At 64.1% G+C, this 15,503-nt stretch carries 13 protein-coding genes and 1 pseudogene; all 14 read left to right on the forward strand.

Annotation, left to right across the window (positions count from 1 at the left end; genetic code table 11):
- A complete protein-coding gene (gene dnaA / locus ACZK08_RS00005) occupies positions 1–1,332 on the forward strand; it encodes a chromosomal replication initiator protein DnaA (protein WP_053517222.1) in 1,332 nt (443 codons plus the stop codon).
- A gap of 275 nt (positions 1,333–1,607) precedes the next feature.
- Positions 1,608–2,708, forward strand: coding sequence for a DNA polymerase III subunit beta (gene dnaN, locus ACZK08_RS00010; protein WP_005411731.1), 1,101 nt, complete (start codon positions 1,608–1,610; stop codon positions 2,706–2,708).
- Between the two features lie 705 nt (positions 2,709–3,413).
- Positions 3,414–4,508 carry a DNA replication/repair protein RecF gene (recF, locus tag ACZK08_RS00015; RefSeq protein WP_065182135.1) on the forward strand — a complete coding sequence of 365 codons (1,095 nt, stop codon included), beginning with the start codon at positions 3,414–3,416 and terminating at the stop codon, positions 4,506–4,508.
- A 112-nt stretch (positions 4,509–4,620) separates the two neighbouring features.
- Positions 4,621–7,080 (forward strand): DNA topoisomerase (ATP-hydrolyzing) subunit B, encoded by a 2,460-nt coding sequence (gene gyrB / locus ACZK08_RS00020; RefSeq protein ID WP_065182134.1) that lies wholly within the window; start codon positions 4,621–4,623, stop codon positions 7,078–7,080.
- 67 nt (positions 7,081–7,147) lie between these two features.
- Positions 7,148–7,994, forward strand: a pseudogene (locus ACZK08_RS00025) (lysostaphin resistance A-like protein).
- A gap of 70 nt (positions 7,995–8,064) precedes the next feature.
- Positions 8,065–8,871: a M48 family metallopeptidase gene (locus ACZK08_RS00030; protein WP_053517217.1), complete on the forward strand. Its 807-nt coding sequence runs from the start codon at positions 8,065–8,067 to the stop codon at positions 8,869–8,871.
- Positions 8,872–9,003: 132 nt separating this feature from the next.
- Positions 9,004–10,197, forward strand: a complete 1,194-nt coding sequence (locus tag ACZK08_RS00035) for a tetratricopeptide repeat protein (protein WP_053517216.1) — start codon at positions 9,004–9,006, stop codon at positions 10,195–10,197.
- A gap of 143 nt (positions 10,198–10,340) precedes the next feature.
- Positions 10,341–11,009, forward strand: coding sequence for an energy transducer TonB (locus ACZK08_RS00040; protein ID WP_053517215.1), 669 nt, complete (start codon positions 10,341–10,343; stop codon positions 11,007–11,009).
- A 92-nt stretch (positions 11,010–11,101) separates the two neighbouring features.
- Positions 11,102–11,863, forward strand: coding sequence for a TonB-system energizer ExbB (exbB, locus tag ACZK08_RS00045; RefSeq protein ID WP_053517213.1), 762 nt, complete (start codon positions 11,102–11,104; stop codon positions 11,861–11,863).
- Between the two features lie 61 nt (positions 11,864–11,924).
- Entirely contained in the window at positions 11,925–12,350 is a 426-nt protein-coding gene (locus ACZK08_RS00050; protein ID WP_053517212.1) for an ExbD/TolR family protein, read from the forward strand.
- A gap of 3 nt (positions 12,351–12,353) precedes the next feature.
- A complete protein-coding gene (locus tag ACZK08_RS00055) occupies positions 12,354–12,767 on the forward strand; it encodes an ExbD/TolR family protein (RefSeq protein ID WP_053517211.1) in 414 nt (137 codons plus the stop codon).
- Positions 12,768–12,927: 160 nt separating this feature from the next.
- Positions 12,928–14,391, forward strand: coding sequence for a cardiolipin synthase (gene cls, locus ACZK08_RS00060; protein ID WP_065182132.1), 1,464 nt, complete (start codon positions 12,928–12,930; stop codon positions 14,389–14,391).
- 40 nt (positions 14,392–14,431) lie between these two features.
- Positions 14,432–14,701, forward strand: coding sequence for a hypothetical protein (locus ACZK08_RS00065; protein WP_053517208.1), 270 nt, complete (start codon positions 14,432–14,434; stop codon positions 14,699–14,701).
- Positions 14,702–14,710: 9 nt separating this feature from the next.
- Entirely contained in the window at positions 14,711–15,454 is a 744-nt protein-coding gene (locus tag ACZK08_RS00070) for a pyridoxine 5'-phosphate synthase (RefSeq protein ID WP_065182131.1), read from the forward strand.
- Positions 15,455–15,503 lie beyond the last annotated feature (49 nt).

Genomic DNA, 15,503 nt, shown 5'->3' on the forward strand with positions numbered 1-15,503 from the left:
ATGGATGCCTGGTCCCGTAGTCTCGAACGCCTCGAAGCGGAGTTCCCGCCTGAAGACGTTCACACCTGGTTGAAGCCGCTGCAGGCCGATCTGCGCGTGGACAGCCTGGTGCTGTATGCACCGAATGCCTTCATCGTCGACCAGGTGCGCGAGCTGTACCTGGCGCGCATCCGCGAGCTGCTGGCGCATTTCGCCGGATTCAGCGACGTTTTTCTTGAAATCGGCTCCCGTCCGCGCCCGGTAGAGGCGCAGACCGCGCCGGTTTCCACGCATTCGGCACACGCAGCCAGCGAACCCCAGGTGCCGTTCGCCGGCAATCTGGACAGCCATTACACCTTCGCCAACTTCGTTGAAGGCCGCAGCAACCAGCTCGGCCTCGCCGCTGCGTTCCAGGCAGCGCAGAAACCGGGCGATCGCGCGCACAATCCGCTGCTGCTGTACGGAGGCACCGGACTGGGCAAGACCCACCTGATGTTCGCCGCCGGCAACGCCATGCGCCAGGCCAATCCGGGTGCGAAGGTGCTGTACCTGCGCTCGGAACAGTTCTTCAGCGCGATGATCCGGGCCTTGCAGGAAAAGACCATGGATCAGTTCAAGCGCCAGTTCCAGCAGGTCGACGCGCTGCTGATCGACGACATCCAGTTCTTCGCCGGCAAGGATCGCACCCAGGAAGAGTTCTTCCACACCTTCAACGCCCTGTTCGACGGCAAGCAGCAGATCATCCTGACCTGTGACCGGTACCCGCGTGAGGTCGAAGGGCTGGAAGCGCGCCTCAAGTCGCGGCTTGCCTGGGGACTGTCGGTCGCAATCGAACCGCCTGACTTCGAGACCCGTGCGGCGATCGTGCTGGCCAAGGCGCGCGAACGCGGTGCGGAGATTCCCGATGATGTTGCGTTCCTGATCGCCAAGAAGATGCGCTCCAATGTGCGCGACCTTGAGGGCGCGCTGAATACCCTGACCGCCCGCGCCAACTTCACCGGCCGTGCGATCACCACCGAGTTCGCGCAGGAAACCCTGCGTGACCTGCTGCGCGCCCAGCAGCAGGCGATCAGCATTCCCAACATCCAGAAAACCGTTGCCGACTACTACGGACTGCAGATCAAGGATCTGCTGTCCAAGCGCCGCACCCGATCGCTGGCTCGTCCGCGCCAGGTCGCCATGGCCCTGACCAAGGAGTTGACCGAGCACAGCCTGCCCGAGATCGGCGACGCATTCGCCGGTCGCGATCACACCACGGTGCTGCATGCCTGCCGTCAGATCCGGACGTTGATGGAAACCGACGGCAAGCTCCGCGAGGACTGGGACAAGCTGATCCGGAAGCTGAGCGAATGATGCACGGACGCCGATGAGGCGTCATCGCACAAAACGGTGCAGAATCCGGTAGCAAGCGCGGGATGAGCTGTGGATAAAAAAGGCGCCTGACAACGCGTGGAATTTATCCACAGCTTTCCCCACCCTCTGGGGGGCGGTAATACAGAGGGTTTCGAGGCCAGAAATCCTTTTTATTACAAAGACTTAACGTTGTTTTCCAGCGATTCTGTCTCTACCAGCACCACCAAGCTTTTGATTTATTCCACATTTTTTAAAGCATAGGGGCACGGAACCACATGCGTTTCACACTGCAGCGCGAAGCCTTTCTCAAGCCGTTGGCACAGGTCGTCAACGTGGTCGAACGCCGCCAGACCCTTCCGGTTCTGGCCAATTTCCTGGTCCAGGTGCAGAACGGCCAGCTTTCGCTGACCGGTACCGACCTGGAAGTGGAGATGGTGTCGCGGATCGCGGTTGAAGATGCCCAGGACGGCGAAACCACCATTCCGGCGCGCAAGCTGTTCGAGATCATCCGCGCCCTGCCCGATGGCAGCCGGATCACCGTCTCGCAGACCGGTGACAAGATCACCGTGCAGGCGGGTCGCAGCCGCTTCACCCTGGCAACGCTGCCGTCCAACGACTTCCCGTCGGTAGACGAGGTGGAGGCCACCGAGCGCGTGGCGATCGGCGAAGCGACCCTGAAGGAGCTGATTGAACGCACTGCGTTCGCGATGGCCCAGCAGGACGTGCGCTACTACCTCAACGGCCTGCTGTTCGACCTGCGTGGCGATGCGCTGCGTACGGTGGCCACCGACGGACACCGCCTCGCCCTGTGTGAAACGGATCTGGCCAAGCCCAGCGGCTCCAAGCGACAGATCATCGTGCCGCGCAAGGGCGTGACCGAGCTGCAGCGCCTCCTGGAGAGCGGCGACCGGGAGATCGAGCTGGAGGTGGGCCGTAGCCACGTGCGCGTTAAGCGGGACGATGTCACGTTCACCTCGAAGCTGATTGATGGTCGTTTCCCGGACTATGAAGCCGTGATTCCGATTGGTGCCGACCGCGAGGTAAAGGTCGACCGTGAGGCACTGCGCGCCTCGCTGCAGCGTGCGGCCATCCTGTCCAACGAGAAGTACCGCGGCATCCGCGTGGAAGTTTCGCCGGGCAACCTGAAGATCAGCGCGCATAACCCGGAGCAGGAAGAGGCGCAGGAAGAGATCGAAGCCGATACCACCGTCAGCGATCTGGCCATCGGCTTCAATGTGAATTACCTGCTGGACGCCCTGTCCGCATTGCGCGACGAAGAGGTCATCATCCAGCTGCGCGACTCCAATTCGTCGGCGCTGGTGCGTGAGTCCAGCAGCGAGAAGTCCCGCCATGTGGTGATGCCGCTGCGGCTCTGACAGTTGCGCTGTTCCACGTGGAACCAGAAGACGCCCGGAACGTTCCGGGCGTTTTTTTTGGTGGGTTCCACGTGGAGCATCCCGTTTCTCCATCGTGCTGCAAGGGGCCAGTCCCCGGTGTGGCAGATCCCTATAGCTGTTCTGCCTGCCCGGATCCGCGTAGTTGCTTCTGTTGCTGACGCGACTATCCACAGACGTCGTTGCAGGCGCTGTGTGCCCTTCCTAGCTTCTAAATCTGGGTATAAATCTAAAGCCTGGTGGTGATGGTAGAGCCAGATTTCGTGGAGAACAGGGTCATCTCGTTGATTTTATTGGTTTTTAATGTGCTGAAACCCCCTGCATATCGGCGCCTGGGGCTGGGGGGGAACCTGTGGATAGATTTCAGGCAGGGCCAAAGCGGCTTTTTTATCCACAGATTGCCCATACCTTGTGTATAAGTAATACCGGGCCGCTGTGCATAGCGTGAAACCGCTGGCTTGAAATTCTTGAAATCTGTGGAACCGCCACGGGTGTTGGTGCGCAGATTTCAAGGAAATGCGGCAGGTTTTTTGCGGGCCGTCGTCCGTAAGCCGGTCAGGACACGTTCGCAACCGCGCCATGGTCTGCAGGGCGATAGCCTGACGCCAACGGCGGACTTGACCGATGCAGTAAGCTGATGGATTCCCTGCCCCTCTACCGCTTCGTGCGGATGGTCCTTCGCACCCCATGCAGATCCGTCGCCTCGTCCTGCACCATCTGCGCCGCTTCGCCGTGGTGGATCTGTCGCCACAACCGGGATTGAATCTGCTGACGGGCGACAATGGGGCCGGCAAGACCAGTGTGCTGGAGGCGTTGCATCTGATGGCTTACGGGCGCAGCTTCCGTGGTCGGGTGCGCGACGGCCTGGTGCGCCAGGGCCAGGATGCGCTGGACATCTTTGTGGAATGGGACGAACAGCGCGGCCAGTCATCGCCGCACCGCCGCAAGGCCGGTCTCCGCCATAGCGGACAGGACTGGAAGGGGCGTCTGGATGGTGAAGATGTCAGCCAGCTTGGCAATCTATGTGCTGCACTGGCGGTGGTGACGTTCGAGCCGGGCAGCCATGCTCTGGTCAGCGGTGGTGGTGAGCCCCGTCGGCGTTTCCTGGATTGGGGATTGTTCCACGTGGAACCGGATTTTCTGTCCCTGTGGCGCCGCTACTCACGGGCGCTCAAGCAGCGCAACGCCCTGCTCAAGCAGGGAGGGCCGGCGAGGATGCTCGATACGTGGGATCACGAACTGGCTGAGGCCGGCGAACCGTTGACCAGCCGACGTCAGCGTTATCTGGAGCGGCTGCAGGAGCGCACCATCGCGCTGGCGGCCAGTCTTGCCCCCCAGCTGGGTATCCAGGCGCTGGACCTCAGTCCGGGATGGCGCCGCCACGAACTGCCGCTGGCCGATGCACTGCTGTTGGCACGCGAGCGGGACCGGCAGGCGGGCTATACATCTGTTGGGCCCCATCGGGCGGACTGGAGCGTGGACTTCAGCCATATTCCAGGGCGGGACGCGCTGTCGCGCGGCCAGGCCAAACTTACGGCCTTGGCGTGTCTGCTGGCCCAGGCCGAAGACTATGCGGAACAGCGCGGGGAATGGCCGGTCATTGCTCTGGACGATCTGGCCTCCGAACTGGATCGCACCCACCAGGCGCGGGTGCTGGAGCGCCTGCTTGCCGGCCCGGCGCAGATCTTCGTCACGGCAACCGAAACGCCGGCCGCGCTGCAGGCGCTGACTGACATCACCCGGTTCCACGTGGAACATGGACAGATCGTGGCTGTGCCATAGTGCGTACAACAGGGCCGCTCGACCCTGGCTGGTATAATTCGGGTTGCAATCCTTTCATTCTCGGCGCACCGCTTCCTGTGGTGCCCGACCTGCGGAGCCTACGGCAAGCGCAATGAGCGACGAACAGAACACCCCGGTAAACAATGGCAACTACGACGCCAACAGCATCACCGCCCTGGAAGGCCTGGAGGCTGTCCGCAAGCGTCCCGGTATGTACATCGGCGACGTCCATGACGGTACCGGCCTGCACCACATGGTGTTCGAGGTGGTCGACAACTCCATCGATGAGGCGCTGGCCGGTCATGCTGACCATGTCGCGGTGACGATCCACGCCGACGGTTCGGTGTCGGTCTCCGACAACGGTCGTGGTATTCCGGTCGGCAAGCATGAGCAGATGAGCGCCAAGCTGGGCCGCGAAGTCTCGGCAGCCGAAGTGGTGATGACGGTCCTGCACGCCGGTGGCAAGTTCGACGACAACAGCTACAAGGTTTCCGGCGGCCTGCATGGTGTGGGTGTCAGCGTGGTCAATGCGCTGTCGCAGAAGCTGCTGGTGGACGTATTCCAGGGCGGCTTCCATTACCAGCAGGAATTCAGCAACGGCGCTGCCGTCAGCCCGCTGGCCAAGCTGGAAAGCACCACCAAGCGCGGCACGACCGTGCGCTTCTGGCCGTCGACCGTCGCGTTCCACGACAACGTCGAATTCCACTACGACATCCTGGCCCGTCGCCTGCGTGAACTGTCGTTCCTGAACTCCGGCGTCAAGATCGTGCTGGCGGACGAACGCGGCGATGGCCGGCGCGACGACTTCCACTATGAAGGCGGCATCCGCAGTTTCGTCGAGCATCTGGCCCAGCTGAAGACGCCGCTGCATCCGAACGTCATCGCGGTCAGCGGCGAATCCAACGGCATCACCGTGGAAGTGGCGCTGCAGTGGACCGATTCCTACCAGGAAACGATGTACTGCTTCACCAACAATATTCCGCAGAAGGACGGCGGCACCCATCTGGCCGGTTTCCGCGGTGCGTTGACCCGTGTGCTCAACAACTACATCGAGCAGAACGGCATCGCCAAGCAGGCAAAGATCAACCTGACCGGCGATGACATGCGAGAGGGCATGATCGCGGTGCTGTCGGTGAAGGTGCCCGATCCCAGCTTCTCCAGCCAGACCAAGGAAAAGCTGGTCAGCTCGGACGTGCGTCCGGCCGTGGAAAGTGCCTTCGGCCAGCGTCTGGAAGAATTCCTGCAGGAGAATCCGAACGAAGCGAAGGCGATTGCCGGCAAGATCGTCGATGCCGCGCGCGCGCGCGAAGCGGCCCGCAAGGCTCGTGACCTGACGCGCCGGAAGGGCGCGTTGGATATCGCCGGCCTGCCGGGCAAGCTGGCCGACTGCCAGGAGAAGGATCCGGCGCTGTCCGAGCTGTTCATCGTCGAGGGTGACTCGGCAGGTGGTTCGGCCAAGCAGGGTCGCAACCGCAAGAACCAGGCGGTGCTGCCGCTGCGCGGCAAGATCCTCAACGTGGAACGTGCGCGCTTCGACCGCATGCTGTCGTCCGACCAGGTCGGCACGCTGATCACCGCGCTCGGTACCGGCATCGGCCGTGATGAGTACAACCCGGACAAGCTGCGCTACCACAAGATCATCATCATGACCGACGCCGACGTCGACGGCGCCCATATCCGCACGCTGCTGCTGACGTTCTTCTACCGTCAGATGCCGGAGCTGATCGAGCGCGGCTACGTCTACATCGGCCTGCCGCCGCTGTACAAGATCAAGCAGGGCAAGCAGGAGCTGTACCTGAAGGATGATCCGGCGCTGGACAGCTATCTGGCCAGCAGCGCGGTGGAAAACGCGTCGCTGGTGCCGGCCGCCGGCGAGCCCGGCATCGAGGGCGTTGCCCTGGAGAAGCTGCTGCTGGCCTACGCCTCCGCGCAGGACGCGATCGAACGCAATGCGCATCGCTACGATCGCAACCTGCTCGAAGCGCTGGTCGACTTCATGCCACTGGAACAGGACACCCTGCGCAATGCCGGCCAAGGTGAAGGCCTGGACGCGCTGGCCAGGCGCCTGAACCAGGGCAGCCTGGGCAGCCCGCGTTTCAGTCTGGAACTGCAGGAGGCCAATGAACAGCGCCCCGCGGCCGTGCTGGTGACCCGACGTCACATGGGCGAAGAGCACATCCAGGTGCTGCCGCTTTCGGCCCTGGAAACCGGCGAACTGCGCGCGATCCACCAGGCAGCTAAGCTGCTGCATGGCCTGGTACGCGAGGGGGCGACCATCACCCGCGGTGCCAAGTCGATCGAGGTCGATTCGTTCGTCAAGGCGCAGAACTGGTTGCTGGATGAAGCCAAGCGCGGTCGCCAGATCCAGCGCTTCAAGGGCCTGGGTGAAATGAACCCGGAACAGCTGTGGGATACCACCGTGAATCCGGATACCCGCCGCCTGCTGCAGGTACGCATCGAAGACGCCGTGGCCGCCGATCAGATCTTCAGCACCCTGATGGGCGATGTCGTCGAGCCGCGTCGCGACTTCATCGAAGACAACGCACTGAAGGTCGCCAACCTGGATATCTGACACAATCGGGACGTGGCCGGTGCGCGGGGAGGCGCGCCGGCCCTTGCCCCTTGATCGCAGGTATCTGATGTCCGCTTCCGCTCCGGTTTCCGCACCGCCGCCGGTTCCGCCGGCGACCGCCGCGCCCCCGCGCCGCTTCGCCGCTGGCGGGATTCTTCATCGATCTGGGCATCGCCGCCGTCACCCTGTTCGGCCTGAGCCTGATCAGTGGCCTGTTCTGGGGCCTGTACCGCGGAATGATGGTCGGCTACGCAAACGCGAAGGCCAACGGCGCCGCGCCCGATCCCGGCACCCTGACCGAAGCACTGGGTCAGCCGGGTGCCCTGGCGCAGATCCTGATGGCGCTGTTCGCTACCGGCGGCGCGGCCCTGCTGCTGTATTTCTGGCGACGACCGGCCAATGCGGCCGAACGCCAGGCGTCGCGTGACGCGCTGCGCCGGCCCTCCACCTGGGGCTGGACGCTGCTGGTGGCCACGTTGATCGTAGTGGGCAGCAACGGCATCGCCTTCCTGTCCCGGCAGTTCGGCATCGAACCGGTGCCGACCAACGTGGAACTGATGCAGAACGCGGTCGCGCGCTTTCCGCTGTTCCTGATGCTGTTCGCGGTGGTGCTGGCGCCGGCCTACGAGGAACTGCTGTTCCGGCGCGTCCTGTTCGGGCGCTTGTGGCAGGCCGGTCGCCCCTGGCTGGGCATGATACTGAGCAGCCTTGCCTTCGCCCTGATCCATGAAATTCCCGGCACCAGCGCCAACGGCCCGGCCGAGATCGCCCAGCTGTGGCTGGTCTACGGCGGCATGGGCGCTGCATTCTGCTGGCTGTACCGCCGTACCGGAACGCTCTGGGCGGCCATCGCCGCACATGCCCTGAACAATGCCGTGGCACTGGTGGCGCTGGTGTTCTTTGGCGCGACGTAACGGCTGTCCGCTTGACGAAAGATTAAGCAGCGACGATACACACTGCGCTCATGAACACGGGGGTGGACCCATGAAACAACTGCTGCTGGCCCTTGTCATCACCACCCTGGTCAGCGCCTGCGCGACCACCACATCGCCGACCGGACGGCGGCAGATGATCGGTGGCGTCTCGCAGGCACAGCTTGACCAGCTCGGCGCGCAGGCGTTCGCCGAGACGAAGCAGAAGGAAAAGATCAGCACGGACGGCCGGCAGAACGGCTACGTGCAGTGCGTGGTCAACGCGCTGGTCGCCCAGCTGCCTCCACAATACCGTGGCGTACGGTGGGAAACCGCCGTGTTCGTCGACAAGGAACCCAACGCTTTCGCCCTGCCTGGCGGCAAGGTGGGCGTGAACACCGGCATCTTCACCGTAGCCAGGAACCAGGACCAGCTGGCGGCCGTGATCGGCCACGAGATCGGCCATGTCATCGCCCGCCACCACGAGGAGCGCATCACCCGGCAGATGGGCGCGCAGACCGGCCTGGCGGTACTCGGCGCACTGGCCGGCGCTGCCTATGGCGAAGGCGCGGCCAGCACGGTCAACCAGCTCGGCGGCATGGGGGCACAGACGGCGTTCCTGCTGCCGGGCTCGCGGACCCAGGAAAGCGAGGCGGACGTGATCGGCCAGCGGCTGATGGCGCAGGCCGGCTTCAACCCGGCGCAGGCGGTGGACCTGTGGCAGAACATGATGGCCGCCAGCGGCGGACGCAGCCCGCAATGGCTGTCCACCCACCCCGATCCGGCCAACCGGATCCAGGAGCTGCGACGTGATTCCCCTGCCCTGATGCCGGTCTACCAGCAGGCGCAGGCGGCCGGACTGCGACCAAAGTGCGGATGAGTGCGCAGTTTCATGCTGTATTGCAGCACATAAAACGATTTCTCACGCCATCTGTTTCTGATACGTTTGGCGGCTCAGATTTTTCTGACAGTCCGACTTTGCCGCTATCCGGCGGTTCGATCGAGGTGAACGATGATTTTCCGTAAACACAAAGCTGTGCTTTCCGTCCTCGTCGCGACCGCCCTGACCGGCGCCGTGGTCACCGATGCGCTCGCGCAGTCCTCGCGTTCCTCCGACCGTGGCAACCGCGGCGGCAGCAGCAAGCAGGCCAAGGCCGAACCGCTGTACCCCAATGCGACCCGCCAGGAGCCGGCGGCCAAGTCCTCGGCCAAGATGGGTGGCAAGCTGCAGAAACTGGTAGACAGCTACAACAAGGAAAAGTTCCCGGAGACCCGCACCCAGGCCGACGCGATCCTGGCTGACAGCGCCGCGAACGAGTACGACAAGTCGCTGGCCGCGCAGCTGGCTTCGCAGGCCGCCTACCAGACCGACGATGTCGCCGCCGCCATCGCCTACCTGAAGCAGGTGCTGCAGTTCAACGGCCTGGACAACAACGGCCACTTCCAGTCGATGCTGATGCTGGGCCAGCTGCAGCTGCAGGAAGACCAGACCGCCGAAGGCCTGGCCACCCTGGACAAGTACTTCGCCGAGAGCAAGTCGACCAAGCCGGACGAGCTGATCGCCAAGGGCCAGGCGCTGTACCAGCTGGAGCGCTACCAGGAAGCGATCCCGGTGCTGAAGCAGGCCATCGCCGGCTCCACCGAGCCGAAGGACAGCTGGAACCAGCTGCTGATGGCCGCCCTGTCCGAGGCCGGCCAGACCGGTGAAGCCGTGCAGGCCGCCGAGGCCTTGGCGGCGAAGAACCCTAACGACAAGAAGGCGCAGCTGAATCTGGCCAACATGTACATGCAGGCCGACCAGATGCCCAAGGCCGCCGCGGTGATGGACAAGCTGCGCAGCAGCGGCCAGCTCACCGAAGAGCGCGAGTACAAGCAGCTGTACTCGATCTATGCCAACACCGAGAACAAGGAAAAGGACGTCATCGCGGTCATCAACGAAGGGTTGCAGAAGGGCATCCTGAAGCCGGATTACCAGGTCTACCTGGCGCTGGCCCAGTCCTACTACTACTCCGACCAGGTGCCGCAGGCGATCGATGCGTGGCAGAAGGCCGCCCCGCTGTCCAAGGACGGTGAGACCTACCTGAACCTGGCACGCGTCCTGCATGCCGAAGGTCGCGTCCCCGAGGCCAAGCAGGCCGCCCAGCAGGCGCTGGCGAAGGGCGTGAAGAACCAGGCTGATGCCAAGAAAATCATCAACCTGAAGTAAGTAGGAATAACGCCTGAACGCCTGCTCAGTTGATGCGCAGGCGCTCAGGATTGGTATAAGCTTGGAGGTTCCTGCGGTGTCATGCACCGCTGATCAGGGATTCCGCCCCCGGCATCCCGGCCCCACTATTGAGCTCTTGGCGCATGACGGAACAACTAGTCGTTCACCGGTACGAACAACCCGATGACAAGGGGCTGAGCTGGCCTCGCATCGTCGGCATCGCGTTTGTAATCGCCCTGCATCTGGCCGCCTTCATGATGCTTCTGATCCCTGCCGTGGCTCCCAAGGCCGCTGCGGAGAAGGAACGCAATGTGATGGTGACCATCGTCGACGCACCGCCGCCGCCGCCCCCGCCGCCGCCGCCGCCGCCGCCGACAGATACTCCGCCGCCGCCGGTGAAGAATCTGTCGCCGCCGAAGCCGTCGCCGGTCCCGCCGCCGCCGCAGGCGCCGGTCGTGGACGTGCCGGAACCGCGTCCGAACGATATCGTCACTCCGCCGACCCCGCCGTCGCCGCCAAGCCCGCCGGCGTCGATCGAGGCCAGCGTGGACATCTCGTCCAAGGCGATGAATCCCCCGCGTTATCCGCCGGCAGCATTCCGCGCTGGTATCCAGGGTGAAGTGATCCTGATCATTGATGTCGATGCCAGCGGCAACGTCACCAATGTCACGGTGGAAAAGTCCAGCCGTAACCGCGACCTGGACCGTGCTGCGATGGAAGCAGCACGCAAGTGGCGCTTCAACGCCGCTGAATCTGGCGGTAAGAAGACGGCAGGTCGCGTTCGCGTCCCGGTCAACTTTGCGCTGAACTGATGCGTTCGGGTGGCTTCGGGCCACCCCCGCTCCGGTTCGATTGTTTAGCTTAGCTACACCCTTTATCACCACACACAACAAAGGTAAGCGTCATGCTGCAGGAAATTTTCATCGCCGCTGCTGCCGGGGGCAATCCGTCCAACGCCCTGTCGCAGATGGGCTTCGAGCACCTGATCCACGAAATGACCACCAAGCCGGGTGATTTCGCTGTTTCCTGGGTCGTGCTGCTGACCCTGGTGATCATGTCGGCCATGTCCTGGTACTGGACCGTCATCAACATCTTCCGCGCCACCCGCCTGAAGAGCGCTGCCGATCGCGTCGTCAGCCTGTTCTGGGACACCCCGAACGCGCAGGACGCCATCCGTGCGATGGAAGAGCAGCCGGCTTCGGAGCCGTTCTCGAAGATCGCCCTGGACGCTGCCCAGGCAGCTGCCCACCACCAGCGCGCTGAAGGCGGCGGTACCGGTGGCCTGGGTGAGAACCTGAGCCGTTCGGAATTCGTCGACCGCGCCCTGCGTCAGGCCGTCACCCGCGAAAGCAACAAGCTGCAGTCGGGCATGACCCTGCTGGCCACCGTCGGCGCGACCGCTCCGTTCGTCGGTCTGCTGGGTACCGTGTGGGGCATCTACGGCGCGCTGATCAAGATCGGTGCCACCGGCTCCGCTTCGATCGACGCCGTTGCCGGCCCGGTGGGTGAAGCGCTGATCATGACCGCGATCGGTCTGTTCGTCGCGATCCCGGCCGTGTTCGCCTTCAACTTCTTCAGCAAGATCAACAGCGCGACCATCAGCAAGTTCGATACCTTCGCGCACGACCTGCACGACTTCTTCGCCACCGGTTCGCGCGTCCGCTGATTGCGGCGCGCTTCCACCCGCGACGAAGCAAGTAGTCATCAAGATCTAGACGGAGCCCGTTATGGCTTTCAGTAGTGGTAACAGCGGCGGCCCCATGGCCGACATCAACGTTACGCCCCTCGTGGACGTGATGCTGGTGCTGCTGATCATCTTCATCATCACGGCGCCCCTGATGTCCCACAAGGTCAAGGTGGATCTGCCGGAAGCCAACCTGATCCAGAATCCGGATGACGCCGAGAAGCGCTCCGGTCCGATCACCCTGGCAGTCAAGGAAGACGGCTCGATCTACTGGAACGACGAAGAAATCACCAAGCAGACGCTCGAGTCGCGCTTGGCGACCGCCGCCCAGCAGACCCCGCAGCCGCCGCTGAACCTGCGTGGTGACCGCACCACCAAGATGCGCGTCATCAACGACCTGACCAAGGTCGCGCAGGAGCAGGGCATGCTGGACGTCGGCTTCGTCGCGACCAAAGAAAAGGGGCAATAAGCCATGGCATTCAGTAGTGGTGGTGGCAAGGGCCCCATGGCCGACATCAACGTCACGCCCCTCGTGGACGTGATGCTGGTGCTGCTGATCATCTTCATCGTGACCGCGCCGATCATGACCTACCCGATCGCCGTGGACCTGCCGCAGCGCGTGCTCAACCCACCGCCGCAGCTGGTCGAACCGCCGCCGCCGATCGAACTGAAGATCGACGCCAGCAACCAGGTCTCGTGGAACAACAGCCCGATCAGCACCAGCGAGCTGCAGCAGCGGATGGAACAGGAGGTCCAGCGTGACCCGACCAACCAGCCGGAACTGCGGATCGATGCAAGCCCGGATTCCGAGTACGACGTGATGGCCAAGGTTCTGGCTGCCGCGAAGAATGCTCAGATGAAGAAGATCGGCTTCGTACAGCAGTAAACGCAATACCGCAACACAACAGTCATGACGCGACTGCAGACGCCCCTGGAGACAGGGGCGTCTTTTTTTGTGCCTGCGAAGCCCGACGGGGTCAGATCCCTTTCCCTGCGGAAAAGGGATCTGACCCCCTCTGACTTCACGCGCCCGCTATGATCGGCGCATGCTCGCCCTCTTCGACTCCCTCCGCCACTGGCTTGATGGCATTGCCCACCTGGGTTCGATCCTGGCCGTGGCCTACCTGCTGTACCTGCTCGCGCTGGCGGGCTGGATCATGCTGCAGAAGCGCGAACCGGTAGCCACGCTGAGCTGGATCCTGTCGCTGGCCCTGCTGCCCTACCTCGGCCTTTTCATCTATTACCTGCTCGGTCCGCAGAAGGTGAAGCGGCAGCGCCTGCGTCGTGGCCGCGCGCGATCGGGGATGGAGCATTACAGCGACGTCTGCCCGCCCGATGCCGATTGCACCGAGCTGGCCAAGATCGCCCAGGCCACCACCGGACTGGCGCCGAGCAGTGCCACCGAAGTGACCTGGCTGGTCGATGGCGCGGCGACCTATGCCGCGCTGCTGGAAGCGGTGGCGCAGGCGCGTGACCACGTGCATCTGGAGTACTACATCTTCAATCCCGACCATGCCGGAACCGCACTGCGTGATGCCCTGGTCGAACGTGCCCGCGCCGGCGTGCAGGTGCGGCTGCTGCTCGATGCAGTGGGCTCGTCCGCGGTGCCGCGACGCTTCCTGCAGCCGCTGCTCGACGCCGGCGGTGAAGCGGTCTGGTTCCATCCCCGCCAGCTGCTGAAGCCCTTCAAGCGACCGTGGCTGAACCTGCGCACCCACCGCAAGCTGGTGATCGTCGATGGCCGCCTCGCCTTCACCGGCGGCATCAACATCACCGATGACGAGGATGAGAGCCGCAACGCCAACGCCTATCGCGACCTGCACATGCGCATCCGCGGTCACGTAGTCCGCAGCCTGCAACTGGTGTTTGCCGAGGACTGGCTCTACGCCAGCGGTCAGGACCACTCGCATTTCGACATCGCGCGGATGTGGCCGGCGGACATGCCGCTCCGCGGCGAAGGCTCGATCAACGCACAGGTGCTGGTGTCCGGCCCGGACTCGGGCTGGGAGACCATCCACCGGCTCCACGTGGCGGCCATCCAGGAAGCGCAGGAGCGCGTGTGGCTGGTCACGCCCTACTTCGTGCCGGGCGAAGCCGCGCGGATGGCACTGACCTCGGCCGCGCTGGGGGGACTGGACGTGCGCCTGCTGGTGCCGAAGATGAGCGATTCCTGGTTCGTGACCCAGGCCGCACGGTCCTACTTCGACGAGCTGCTGCACGCCGGGGTGAAGATCTACGAGTACGGCCCCCGCATGCTGCATACCAAGGCCTTCATCGCCGACGACGACGTCTGCATCGTCGGCAGTGCCAACTTCGACCATCGCAGCTTCCGCCTGAACTTCGAACTGTCGATGATGATCAGCGACCGCGAGCGGGTGGCCGCCCTGGCGGGCCTGCTGGAGGCCGAGTTCGAGCGCGCTACCCGCGTGCACGACCAGGCCGCGGCCCGCTCGCTGTGGCTGCAACGCCTGCCCGAGGCTTTCGCGCGCCTGGCCTCGCCGCTGCTGTAAGGCGGCGCTACACTGCGGCGATCATCCGGGGAGCCTGACTATGTACTGGTTGTACCTGCTGCCGGCGCTGGGCTGTTTCGCCTTCGCGCTGAAAACCCCAAGCCCGGGGCTGATGGCGCTGGCGCTGCTGGCGGCCCTCGCCTTCCTGCTGGCCTGGGTGCGTGGCCGCTACGTGGCCCGGTTCGGTGATCTGCAGAGTGATCCCTCAACCCTGATCGATGCCGATGAACTGCGCCGCCTGCGTGAGCAGGCCGAGGCCCGTGGCGCGGATCAACGCGACGAACACGATCCGTCCCCTCTTTCCAAGTAGTACCGTTCGATGACCCAGCTCAGTGTCAACGTCAACAAGATCGCCGTCCTGCGCAATTCGCGCGGTGGTGCCGAACCCGATGTGGTGCGTGCCGCCCAGGCCTGCCTGGATGCCGGAGCGCATGGCATCACCGTGCATCCGCGACCTGATCGACGCCACATCACCGCCGAGGACGTGCTTGCGCTGTCCACGCTGACCCGCGTCCGTGGCGTCGAATTCAACATCGAAGGAAATCCCTTCGCACCGCCACGCGACGGCTACCCGGGGCTGCTGCCGCTGTGCGCGCAGACGCGTCCGGCGCAGGCCACCCTGGTGCCGGACGGCGATGGCCAGATCACCTCCGACCACGGTTTCGACTTCGAGCGCGACGGCGAGCGCCTGCGTCCGCTGGTGGCCGAGCTGAAGGCGATGGGCTGCCGGGTCAGCCTGTTCGTCGATGCCGGCAACCCGCTGCTGGAACAGGCGGCCGAGGTCGGCGCCGATCGCATCGAGCTGTACACCGGACCCTATGCCGAAGCGCACGCCGCAGGCGACGCCGCAGCGATGCTGGCGTTGTTCGCCACGGCCGCGCGCCGCGCGCAGGCCGTGGGGCTTGGCGTGAATGCCGGCCATGACCTGTCGCAGGACAACCTGCGTGACTTCCTGGCGAACGTGCCGGAGGTGCTGGAGGTCTCGATCGGGCATGCGCTGATCGGCGAGGCCCTGTATGACGGGCTGGATGCGACCGTTCGGGGCTATCTGGCGCTGCTCTGAGGTAGCGCCGGACCCTGCCCGGCGGGGCCAATACTGTTGTCGCAGCCGC

It is taken from the genome of Stenotrophomonas sp. 112478_Sma, from assembly GCF_056479905.1.